The sequence below is a fragment of the Limnobacter sp. MED105 genome, from assembly GCF_000170915.1.
In the GTDB taxonomy this organism is placed as follows: Bacteria; Pseudomonadota; Gammaproteobacteria; order Burkholderiales; family Burkholderiaceae_B; genus Limnobacter.
In genome coordinates this window covers 78,620-89,454 of sequence record NZ_ABCT01000015.1, presented here as the reverse complement: position 1 = coordinate 89,454, position 10,835 = coordinate 78,620, and the positions used below count along the sequence as shown (strand labels likewise).

General features: G+C 52.8%; 10 protein-coding genes. 8 read left to right on the top strand and 2 right to left on the bottom strand.

The annotated features are described in order from the left end of the window. Together LMED105_RS13065 and groL are read left to right on the top strand one after the other, a co-directional pair. Positions 1 to 273: co-chaperone GroES (locus tag LMED105_RS13065; protein WP_008252100.1), on the top strand; the 273-nt coding region annotated here is incomplete at its 5' end. 29 nt (positions 274 to 302) lie between these two features. Next, positions 303 to 1,949, top strand: a complete 1,647-nt coding sequence (groL, locus tag LMED105_RS13060; RefSeq protein WP_008252098.1) for a chaperonin GroEL — start codon at positions 303 to 305, stop codon at positions 1,947 to 1,949. 73 nt (positions 1,950 to 2,022) lie between these two features. Here groL and LMED105_RS16930 read toward each other — a convergent pair whose 3' ends face one another. Continuing rightward, positions 2,023 to 3,690: a methyl-accepting chemotaxis protein gene (locus LMED105_RS16930; RefSeq protein ID WP_198006858.1), complete on the bottom strand. Its 1,668-nt coding sequence runs from the start codon at positions 3,688 to 3,690 to the stop codon at positions 2,023 to 2,025. A gap of 270 nt (positions 3,691 to 3,960) precedes the next feature. On the opposite strand from LMED105_RS16930, the gene LMED105_RS13050 reads away from it, so the two are divergent. The 3 genes from LMED105_RS13050 to LMED105_RS13040 all read left to right on the top strand — a co-directional run bounded on the left by LMED105_RS13050 (position 3,961) and on the right by LMED105_RS13040 (position 7,540). Further along, positions 3,961 to 4,212, top strand: coding sequence for a type B 50S ribosomal protein L31 (locus LMED105_RS13050; RefSeq protein WP_008252094.1), 252 nt, complete (start codon positions 3,961 to 3,963; stop codon positions 4,210 to 4,212). Positions 4,213 to 4,288: 76 nt separating this feature from the next. Next, positions 4,289 to 6,091: a hypothetical protein gene (locus tag LMED105_RS13045; RefSeq protein ID WP_008252092.1), complete on the top strand. Its 1,803-nt coding sequence runs from the start codon at positions 4,289 to 4,291 to the stop codon at positions 6,089 to 6,091. 9 nt (positions 6,092 to 6,100) lie between these two features. Continuing rightward, positions 6,101 to 7,540, top strand: a complete 1,440-nt coding sequence (locus tag LMED105_RS13040; protein WP_008252090.1) for an MATE family efflux transporter — start codon at positions 6,101 to 6,103, stop codon at positions 7,538 to 7,540. On the opposite strand, the gene orn is transcribed toward LMED105_RS13040, so the two are convergent. Further along, positions 7,473 to 8,114 carry an oligoribonuclease gene (gene orn / locus LMED105_RS13035; protein ID WP_040513449.1) on the bottom strand — a complete coding sequence of 214 codons (642 nt, stop codon included), beginning with the start codon at positions 8,112 to 8,114 and terminating at the stop codon, positions 7,473 to 7,475. The two genes, LMED105_RS13040 and orn, sit on opposite strands and share 68 nt — an antisense overlap. 90 nt (positions 8,115 to 8,204) lie before the next feature. On the opposite strand from orn, the gene LMED105_RS13030 reads away from it, so the two are divergent. The 3 genes from LMED105_RS13030 to rsgA are packed head-to-tail and all read left to right on the top strand — an operon-like array spanning position 8,205 to position 10,832. Next, positions 8,205 to 9,461, top strand: a complete 1,257-nt coding sequence (locus LMED105_RS13030; protein WP_008252086.1) for a M48 family metallopeptidase — start codon at positions 8,205 to 8,207, stop codon at positions 9,459 to 9,461. Further along, positions 9,458 to 9,847: a 4a-hydroxytetrahydrobiopterin dehydratase gene (locus LMED105_RS16485; RefSeq protein WP_008252085.1), complete on the top strand. Its 390-nt coding sequence runs from the start codon at positions 9,458 to 9,460 to the stop codon at positions 9,845 to 9,847. Before LMED105_RS13030 ends, LMED105_RS16485 begins: the two co-directional genes overlap by 4 nt. Further along, on the top strand, positions 9,840 to 10,832 hold the full coding sequence (gene rsgA, locus LMED105_RS13020) for a ribosome small subunit-dependent GTPase A (protein ID WP_008252084.1): 993 nt from the start codon (positions 9,840 to 9,842) through the stop codon (positions 10,830 to 10,832). Before LMED105_RS16485 ends, rsgA begins: the two co-directional genes overlap by 8 nt. Positions 10,833 to 10,835: the final 3 nt, after the last annotated feature.

Sequence of the window (10,835 nt, the reverse complement as noted above, 5' to 3'; positions counted from 1 at the left end):
CATGATCGCGTGATCGTGAAGCGTCTCGACAGCGAGCGCACAACAGCCTCTGGCATCGTGATTCCAGAAGCCGCCGCCGAGAAGCCTGATCAAGGTGAAGTGATTGCAGTTGGCCCAGGCAAGCGCGATGACAGCGGCAAGCTGATCGCCATGGATGTAAAGGTAGGCCAGCGTGTATTGTTCGGCAAGTATGCCGGCCAGGCCATCAAGGTGGATGGCAAGGAAGTGCTGGTAATGCGCGAAGAAGACATCATGGGCGTTATTGAAGCTTAATTACAAAGAATTCAAGAGGAAGATTAATCATGGCAGCTAAAGAAGTATTTTTCGGCGACGACGCACGCAGCCGCATGGTGCGTGGCGTAAATATTCTGGCCAATGCAGTGAAAGTGACCTTGGGCCCACGTGGCCGCAATGTGGTGCTCGAGCGTTCATTCGGCTCCCCCACCATCACCAAAGACGGTGTTTCCGTGGCCAAAGAAATCGAACTGAAAGACAAGTTCGAAAACATGGGCGCACAAATGGTGAAAGAAGTTGCTTCTCGCACTTCTGACAACGCGGGTGACGGTACAACCACCGCCACGGTTCTGGCACAAGCGATTGTGAAAGAAGGCATGAAGTTCGTGACCGCAGGCATGAACCCCATGGACCTGAAGCGCGGTATCGACAAGGCCGTAAGCGCTGCAATCGTTGAATTGCGTGCATTGAGCAAGCCATGCGCCACCACCAAGGCGATTGCACAGGTTGGCTCCATTTCCGCCAACAGCGACGAATCCATTGGCAACATCATTGCTGAAGCCATGGAAAAAGTAGGCAAGGAAGGCGTAATTACTGTTGAAGACGGCAAGAGCCTGGACAACGAACTGGATGTTGTTGAAGGCATGCAGTTTGACCGTGGTTACCTGAGCCCCTACTTCATCAACAACCAGGAAAAGCAGGTTGTTGCACTGGACAACCCCTTCGTGCTGTTGCACGACAAGAAAATCAGCAACATCCGTGATTTGCTGCCCACACTGGAACAAGTGGCCAAAGCGGGTCGCCCATTGTTGATCATTGCTGAAGACATCGAAGGCGAAGCCTTGGCGACTTTGGTAGTGAACAACATTCGCGGTATCTTGAAAACTTGTGCAGTGAAGGCGCCAGGCTTCGGCGATCGCCGCAAAGCCATGCTGGAAGACATCGCCATTTTGACTGGCGGCGTTGTAATCGCTGAAGAAACCGGCATGAGCCTGGAAACTGTAACCCTGGAACACCTGGGTCAGGCCAAGCGCATTGAAGTGGGCAAAGAGAACACCACCATCATCGACGGTGCTGGCGACGGTGCAAACATCGAAGCACGCGTGAAGCAGATTCGCGGCCAGATCGAAGAATCTTCTTCCGACTACGACCGTGAAAAGCTGCAAGAACGCGTGGCCAAGTTGGCTGGCGGCGTTGCAGTAATCAAGGTTGGTGCTGCAACCGAAGTTGAAATGAAAGAAAAGAAAGCCCGCGTAGAAGACGCCCTGCACGCAACACGCGCTGCTGTGGAAGAAGGCATTGTGCCTGGCGGCGGCGTAGCCCTGCTGCGTGCACGCGCCAAGATTGAAGGCTTGAAGGGCTTGAACCCCGACCAGGACGCAGGTATCAAGATTGTACTGCGCGCCATGGAAGAGCCACTGCGCATGATCGTGACCAACGCGGGTGAGGAATCATCTGTTGTGGCCAACAACGTGATGGGCGGCGAAGGCAACTACGGCTACAACGCGGCCACAGGCGAGTACGGCGACATGGTTGACATGGGTGTTTTGGATCCAACCAAGGTAACCCGCACAGCCTTGCAAAATGCAGCGTCTATTGCTTCATTGATGCTGACCACCGATTGCATGGTTGCTGACGCGGCCGATGACAAGCCTTCAGCACCTGACATGGGTGGTATGGGCGGAATGGGTGGTATGGGCGGCATGGGCATGTAATTGCCTTGGCTCCCAAGCTTCACTGCTTGTGATCAAACCGCTGGCCTGGTACAAACCACGCCAGCGGTTTTTTTTAGGCTATCCTGAATTTCCCGCACTGTGAATTCAGTTGAGAAAACGCATCAGTCAAATCCACCAAAGACTTTCGAATTTCACCCACGCAATTCGCGTTCTCTTCCGACATCGCCGCATACTTCTCAATCTGGGTCGACAACAAAGTTGCAGCCGAACGTTGCTCTGACAAAGAACTGGTGACCTCGGAAGCCATCACTTTCACATCGCCCGCCCGATTCCTGATCGTGCCCATCAAATCTCTGGTTTGATTCATTCTGCCCAGACTTGAACTCACCTTGCCAGCCCAGCCGGTCATCTCGACCACCACGTTTTGAGTGCCTTTCTGAATGGCGCCTACCATTTGCTCAATCTCGGAGGTGGATTGGGTAGTTCGCTCTGCCAAACGCCTGACCTCGTCAGCCACCACTGCAAACCCCCGCCCCTGCTCACCTGCACGCGCAGCTTCAATGGCGGCATTCAAAGCCAGCAAGTTGGTTTGGCCTGCGATTTCCTCGATGACTGAAATGATTTGACTGATTTGGTCTGACTGGCTCCCCAGTTCATGAACAGTTTGGCTTAGCTGCGTGGCACCCTGTGCAGTTTTCTCAACATCCTCAGAAGTGCTCTCCACCAAACTCAAACCAGACTCTGATTCAGCGCTTGAATCCTCCGCCGCCAACTTGGTTTGCTCGGCGACATCGAACAACTGGGAAATATTTGCGGACATTTCCTCAATACCAGCAGCCATTTCCGCACTGGAATTGGATTGAGAGACAGCGGACTCATCAACCACACCCAATTGTTGACGAATACTATCCAGGCTTCGCTCCGCGTCACTGGTTCTTTCCCGAATATCGCGCACCAAATCAAGCAAGGCCAATCGCATGGTCTCGAACACAGCGCTCACACTTCCCGGCTTGGACTGAAGACTCGACATTTCACTGCACTGCAAATCGCCTGACGCAATTTTGCTGGCTTGGGTTGCCAAAAAGCCGGGCTCGGCACCCAAACTTTGCCGAACTGAACGCGCATACACCATAAGGCTTGCGCACAGGAAGCTGAGAGTCAGCGCCATGCTTGCATACAAGGTCCAAAGCAGGCGCCCCGTTTCAGCGTGAATTTCCTCAGTCAATTGATTGATGGCCGCGGTTTGGGTTTGTAAGCCCAATTCCTCTATCGACAAACCTGCCTTGACCACCGGGCGGTCTATTCCATTCACCAATTTGTCGAGGTCTCGATATTGAAACGGCAACAGCGGATCGTATTGGCCCAACGCCGCGGCATAGGCAGTGGATGCCGCTTTGAAATCATTTTGCCAGGCCTGAATCGCTTTGACACGTTCTGAATCCGAGACAACCGCCTGATTTTTCAATAGATCCCCCGTGGTTCTCTCGAACTGTTGAACATACTTGGAGAATTCCTTTTTGTACTTTTCTGCGGCGCCGTCACCCTCGCCCCGCAACAGCACATTTTTAAACGAAGAGGCCATTTTTGTGGTGTGGTGATTGGCCTGAGCAATCAAGCGACTCACTTCGTTCTCGTGAACAATTTTTGCGGTGCCTACGGTTTCCAGTTCGATCATTCGGTTCATTTGAACTGTCACCCAAGCCAAGGATGCGGCAACAATCAAGGCAATAACTGCACAAATGCCCAAGGCTTTTTGGGTGAGGGTAAATTGATGTTTCATGATTTTTTTGTTGATGTGGTTTTGACAGCCACCAGCATGGCCCCATCGGCAAGCACAATCGCCCCCTGAATTGGCGACGAACTCCAACAGGTGGTTAGCCCGATTTATTCAATCGTGAGTCAAATATGCACTTGACCTTACCCATCCACAACCCTATAATTTGCGGTTACCTAATTAACCAGCAAGTGATTTGGCTTTGTCGATTGGCACTCAGATCAATGAGACCTATGAGACCAATTAACCGCCAGGTTGGCTGCAACGGAGAAACTCATGAAAGACGGCATTCACCCCAATTACCGCGAAGTTTTGTTCGTGGACATGTCCAACGGCTTCAAATTCATTTGCCGCTCTACCGCGCCTAGCCGGGAAAATGGCGAATTTGAAGGCAAAGAATACCCAATGATCAAGCTGGACGTGAGCTCCGAATCTCACCCCTTCTACACGGGCGCGCAGAACACAATCGTGGACACCGCTGGTCGCGTTGAGAAGTTCCGTCGTCGTTTCGACCGCTTCAAGAAGTAATTTTTCGCGCAAGTGATCATAAAAAGGCAGCTCAGGCAAACTGGCTGCCTTTTGTTTTTCCGGACACAATAAGAACATGGTCATCACCGCAGCCAACAACACACGTTTGTCGCGCAGGCTTCTGTGGGGCTTGATATTGCTCTACATTTTGCCGGGGCTTTTTGCACGAACACCCTGGAAACCCGACGACGCAGCTGGCTTTGGACAAAGCTTTACCCTGTCGCAATTGCCTTTTTCAGAATGGGCCATGTCGTTGATTGGCGACCGCCTGTATGTTGAAGGTGGCTTACTGTCAGCCTGGCTGGCAGGCCTGTTCGGGAAACTGGCTCTTGCCGTCAACCTGCCCTACAACTGGCTTGATGACGCCATGCGCCTTGGCAATGTGTTCTGGATGATTTTGGCTGGCTGGGCCATTTGGAACACCACCTACCGACTGGCCAAACGGGTGGAACTCCAACCCGAAGACCCCCTTGGCACAGCGCCCACCCGGGTCGACTACGCCCGTGCTGTGGCAGATGCCTCGGTGCTCTGCTTTTTGGGCACATTGGGCCTCCTGGTTCGCTCGCACATGCAGGTGCCCGAAATAGCCGAACTTGCAGGTATTTCAATCATGCTGCTGGGAGCAGTACGCTCGCTCGACAGACCAATCGGCGCCGGCTGGATGCTGGGCGTTGGGATCGCCATCGCTTTTTTTGCACGAGGCTGGGCACATTGGTTGCCGTTTTTGCTCTTGCTGCTCGTCAGCTCGATGACGCACAGTTCGCTACGATTTGGCCTGCTTCGCCGCATGACCCGCGCCGCAGCAGTGTTCGCCGTACCTTTTGCCATCTGGTTCTTCTGGCTAATGAGCCAAAAGAACGGGGAATTGTGGTGGAACGCATGGAATGAATGGAATGTACGTCGCTTCCTGATACTTGACCCCACCCAGTCTTTTGACTTGGCCAAACTGGTGATCACCCTGAAAACCCTGACCTGGTTTTTGTGGCCGATTTTACCCATGGCTTGCTGGACCATTTGGCGGTATCGCAAAGCGCTGACCGAACCCTCTATCCGCATTCCTTTGGCAGGGGCTGCCGCCGGTGTGCTAGTGCTGCTAATTACAAACCCTGCAGATGAGGCCAACTATTTCCCATTGCTGGCACCACTTTCAGTGCTTGCCGCCATTGGACTGTCCACCATGAAACGTGGCCTGATCAGCCTGATTGACTGGTTTGCAGTGCTTTGGTTTACCTTCGCTGCCGTGCTGGTTTGGCTGGGCTGGACAGCAGCCACCTTTGGCTTTCCTGCAAAAATAGCAGCCAACTTCGAGAAATTGTCCCCCGGCTACGTGCCCGATGTCATTGGTCTTGAGCTGGCACTGGCATTTCTGGCCAGCATCGCCTGGATCCGCTTGATTGTATGGCGCACAGCCTCAGGAAGCCGTGCGCTTTGGCGCCCTATGGTGCTGACCACCGGTGGTGTTATTTTGCTGTGGCTGTTGATGATGACGCTGTGGATTCCGAGAATTGATTATGCAAAAAGCTTCAAGGCCCTGGGCGATGCGATCACCCAATCGGTGCTGAACCACCAGACCATTGCAAACAGAAAGTGTGTTGCCGACTACAACCTTGGCTATGCACAACGAGCGACCCTCCAATACCATGCTGAAGTTGACTTCATTCGCAGGGGCCAATTCAAAGAGGTCACCGAATGTGAGTATCTGTTGCTGCAAGACGATACCCGTCAAAGCCTGAAAATCAAGGTTGATTTTGAATCTAGGGCATCCGAGCGGTGGGAACTGATCTGGACCGGCAACCGAAACTCGGACCGGCATGAATTCTTCTTCCTGTACGCACGAACCCCACAGGTAGAACCGCAGACAGAAAACAGCGGCCGTTAAAGGTGTGGCATGGCCAGTAGTATTGTTTTATTCGCCCAGAACCGGCCACGAAGGGCACTGCTGAATCAGGCTTTGCCAATCCTGCTGGGGCAACTGGCGGTCATGGGCAACGGGCTCGTCGATACACTCATGGCCGGGCAGGCCGGCCCCGATGTGCTTGCTGCAATGGCTGTGGGATCCTCAATCTACATCAGCCTGTACGTGGGCTTGATGGGGGTGATTATTGGCCTGACTCCCATTTGCTCTGCCCACTTTGGCGCAGGCGACCACCGCAAAGTTGGAGAGGATGCGGTACAAGGCGTTTGGTTGGCACTGACCATGAGCTGCATTGGCATGGCCGTTCTGCTGAACCCGGACCCTATTTTTCAACTGACCAATACCCCTGCTCACATTGCCAGCGACACCCGTGGCTACCTGCTTGGCATTGCCTGGGGTTTGCCAGCGGCCTTGGTGTTTCGTGTGTTTTATGCGCTGAACCAGTCCATTTCACGCCCACAAATTGTGGTGGCCCTGCAAGTGCTGATGCTGCTGCTGAAAATTCCCTTGAACATTTGGTTCATGAACGGCGGGTGGGGGTTGCCTGCCTTGGGAGCGGCTGGTTTTGGTTGGGCCACAGCAGCAACCATGTGGCTGGTGCTCAGTATTTCGGCCCTCATTTGGTTATTCGACAAACATTACAGCGAATTCAAATCCATTCGCAGCTTGAAACCTGACTGGCATCGCCTTGGTCAAATTCTTCGGCTTGGTTTGCCCATCGGTGGTTCGTATTTGATTGAGGTCAGCTCATTCACAGTGATTGCGTTGCTGGTGTCGCGTTTCGATGTTTATCAATTGGGCGGACACCAAATTGTGTCCAATATGGCGGCCATGGCGTACATGGTGTGTTTGTCATTGGGCAATGCCACCACAGTACTGGCCTCGCAGCAAATTGGTGCAGGTTTTAGCCGATACGCAAGCGTCATCGTGAGGCGAGGTATTGAAACCGCAATGCTGGTTGCTGCCTGCGTGTGCCTGGGCTTGTATCTATTCGACCGGGAATTGATCTCGTTCTACACCCAAGACACAAAAACCATTGAAGTTGCCTTGGGCTTGATGCCGTGGGTGATCGCCTATCATTTTATTGATGCCGTACAAACTTTGTGTTCGTTTTCGCTTCGGGCTTACCGCGTGTCGGCCCGCCCGATGCTGATTTATCTGGTCTGCCTGTGGTTTGTTGGTATTGGCGGGGGCATGTGGCTTGGGGTGTGGCAAGAAAACCCGCTGAAGTCGCAAGGCTTCTGGATAGCCAGTACAGGGGGACTGTTGTTGGCTGGAATTTGCCTGGCATTGCTGCTGGCCCATGTGATGCGCCAGCGCAATGCTTTGGAGCTTACTTTGCCAACTATGCCGCAGGCGCTGCCGGGGACTGTGGGCTCTCCTGGCTCGCCTTCACCTCTGGCGCAACAATAAAATGCTCGCGATAAAAGCGAAGCTCGTCGATTGACTCGTGAATATCGGCCAAAGCGGTGTGCTTGGTTTTCTTCACAAACTTTCTGGCAGTGGTGGGGTTCCAGCGTTTGCACAATTCCTTCAGCGTACTCACATCCAGATTGCGGTAGTGAAAATAAGCCTCAAGCTTGGGCATGTACTTGGCCATGAAACGGCGGTCCTGGCAAATGCTGTTGCCACACATGGGGCTTTTGCCAGGGCCAATGTATTTGGTCAAAAATTCAATTAGCAATTCTTCCGCCTGAGCTTCGTCAATTACGGATTCTTTCACGCGCGCGGTCAGCCCGCTCTTGCCGTGAGTACTGGTGTTCCAGGCGTCCATTCCCGCCAAAATATCATCACTTTGGTGAATAGCCAGCACTGGCCCCTCTTCCAACACATTCAGCTCGCTGTCGGTCACCACTACGGCCACTTCTATGACTTTATCGTTGAAAGGGTCAAGACCCGTCATTTCCATGTCGACCCACACCAGACGATTGTCGTCACGGGGAATCTTGGTTTCAACAGGGGTGGAACTTGGCGCGGCTTGTGACATAATTTGAATGAGCTTTGAGGTTGAATCTTAGAAGACCTGTATTGTCTCACAGGCATTGAAGCGCAAATTAATCTAGGGTGGTAGCAAGAAATGGTTTTTACTGAAGTCTTTGTTCTGGCTGTGGTTTTAAGTGTGGCACTTCGCCTTTATCTGGCCAGTCGCCAGGTTCGGCATATTGCTGTCAACCGAGCACAAGTGCCTGCAGAGTTCAGGGAGCAAATCAGCCTGCAAGACCATCAGAAGGCGGCAGATTATTCAATCGCCAAAACCCGTTTGGGTATGATCAATGTGCTGCTTGAAGCCAGCATCCTGATGGGTTTCACCTTGCTGGGCGGCCTGGAGTGGATTCAAAGTTTCACAAGCACCACTGCCGAAGGGATTTTGGCTGGCTTGTTGCTGATTGCTGTGGTTGGTTTTATAGGCAGCGTGCTTGATTTGCCCTTGGCCTACTACAAACAGTTCGTGCTTGAAGAACGCTTTGGCTTTAACCGCATGAAGAAGGGTCTTTTTATGGGCGACTGGCTGAAAGGCCTGCTGGTTGGCGCACTGATAGGCGGCCCGCTGGTATTCGCAGTGCTTTACCTGATGCGTGAAGCTGGCCAGCAATGGTGGGTTTATGCATGGGCTTTGTGGTTTGGTTTTAGCCTGTTGTTGATGTGGCTGTTCCCCACCGTGATTGCACCGATTTTCAACAAGTTCACTCCGCTTGAAGACGGGGCGACACGCCAGCGCATTCTGAATTTGCTGCAACGCTGTGGCTTCGATTCCAGCGGCCTGTTTGTAATGGATGGCAGCAAACGATCAAGCCATGGCAATGCGTATTTCAGCGGCATGGGCAAAGCCAAGCGAATTGTATTTTTCGACACACTGCTTTCGCGCTTGAACGACGATCAAATTGAAGCGGTGTTGGCACACGAACTGGGACATTTCAAGAAAAAACACATTGTGAAGCACCTGGCTTTTTCAGGGATTGGTAGCCTGATCATGTTTTATGTGCTCGGTCTTCTGGCCAATGCGCCTTGGTTTTACAGTGAGTTGGGCGTAAACCCAGACCTGGCCAATGGTGCGCAAGCCATGGCCCTGGTGCTGTTCATGATGGTGTTGCCCTATTTCACTTTCCCGATTCGCCCGGTGATGTCTTGGCTCAGCCGCAAACATGAATTCGAGGCCGATGCCTATGCTGCGCAGCAAAGTGCCCCTCAACATTTGGTGAGCGCCTTGGTCAAGCTGTATCAAGACAACGCCTCAACCTTGACACCCGATCCGCTGCACTCCGCGTTTTACGACAGCCACCCGCCCGCATCCATTCGCATCAGCCGTTTAAACAGCTTGCAGGGCGCACAATGAGCACCCTCAGTACGCCCCATCCTGCTCGCCCACTGGCAGACTGGCTGCATGTGCATTGCCAGCACTTGGGTGAGGGCCACGCATGGAGCGTTGACGAGATAGAAGCACAGCTGGACGAATTTGAATACTGGTCGGTTGAATTTGACGCCAAGGGGGAACGTGCTTTGACACTTTGGCGGCAATATGCCTTTGCCAACTTTGAAGGCGTGAAGCTGGCTGTGCATGCCATTACCCATTTGGCCGATGATGAAGACCACCACCCGGAAGTCACTTTTAGCTACAACCGGGTCAAGGTGCGCTGGAACACCCACAGCGCAAGCGGCATTACCGACAACGACTGGGCCTGTGCCGCCAAACTTGATGATGCGCTGAAACACATTGGCTAACTCATCTCTCAACAAGGTACGACCCACTTACAAGGGCAAACAAACCGGCAACCACGGCAAGAATGCGGGCAATCCCGATTTGCTGAATGCCTTGGTGGTGGCCAGCTATGGACGTCATTTTCTGGCACGCGATGACAGCGGAACAATTTGGCAGGTGTACGGCAAAGGCAAACGCCGGGAAGTGGCTGTGGGCGATGAAATTATCATTTTGCCCAGCGGCGACATGCAAGCCTGGGTGGAAGACATTCAGCCCCGCAAAAACCTGGTGTACCGATCGGACGCACTGAAAAGCAAAATGTTTGCGGCGAACCTGGATGGAGTGCTGCTGATGCTGGCCATCAGCCCACCATACTCACCAGAGCTTTTAGGCCGCACACTAACCGCCTGCAAACACGCCGAAGTACCGCTCACCATATTGTTCAACAAAGTGGATATTCTGGAAGGCGATTCCGAAACACTGGAGGCCGTTGAACAGGAGTTGTTTGAAATCACCTTGGGTGAAGTGCCCACACACTATATCAGTGTGACTGAACGACCTTCCGAAACTGAAACGCTGTTGCAACCCTTGCTGGAAGGGAAACGTACACTAATCCTCGGGCAATCGGGCATGGGAAAGTCAACCTTGATCAACCTGTTGATTCCCGGCGCACTGGCAGCCACCAATGAAATTTCAATGGCTTTGAATGCTGGCAAACACACCACAACTCACACCCAAATGCATTTTGGAGCGCAAGGCTTGGAGTTGATTGATTCACCAGGATTCCAGGCATTTGGTTTACATCACCTGAGCGAATCGGATTTGCTGAATGCTTTCACGGATATTCGCGATGAAGGCAACAAATGCCGTTTTGCCAATTGTCAGCACAAACGTGAGCCCGATTGTGCCGTAAAAAACGGACTGGAAGATGGGACATTAAGCCCTGCTCGGTATGAGTTATACCAAATGTTGAAAGCTGAACTGGAAGAGGCCAGCCAAAGCTACTGAAGC

What these genes read in the sequence shown, in the direction of transcription:
- groL (WP_008252098.1), top strand. Translation starts at nt 303, where the DNA reads ATGGCAGCTAAAGAAGTATTTTTCGGCGACGACGCACGCAGCCGCATG.
- LMED105_RS16930 (WP_198006858.1), bottom strand. Translation starts at nt 3,690, where the DNA reads ATGAAACATCAATTTACCCTCACCCAAAAAGCCTTGGGCATTTGTGCA.
- LMED105_RS13050 (WP_008252094.1), top strand. Translation starts at nt 3,961, where the DNA reads ATGAAAGACGGCATTCACCCCAATTACCGCGAAGTTTTGTTCGTGGAC.
- LMED105_RS13045 (WP_008252092.1), top strand. Translation starts at nt 4,289, where the DNA reads ATGGTCATCACCGCAGCCAACAACACACGTTTGTCGCGCAGGCTTCTG.
- LMED105_RS13040 (WP_008252090.1), top strand. Translation starts at nt 6,101, where the DNA reads ATGGCCAGTAGTATTGTTTTATTCGCCCAGAACCGGCCACGAAGGGCA.
- orn (WP_040513449.1), bottom strand. Translation starts at nt 8,114, where the DNA reads ATGTCACAAGCCGCGCCAAGTTCCACCCCTGTTGAAACCAAGATTCCC.
- LMED105_RS13030 (WP_008252086.1), top strand. Translation starts at nt 8,205, where the DNA reads ATGGTTTTTACTGAAGTCTTTGTTCTGGCTGTGGTTTTAAGTGTGGCA.
- LMED105_RS16485 (WP_008252085.1), top strand. Translation starts at nt 9,458, where the DNA reads ATGAGCACCCTCAGTACGCCCCATCCTGCTCGCCCACTGGCAGACTGG.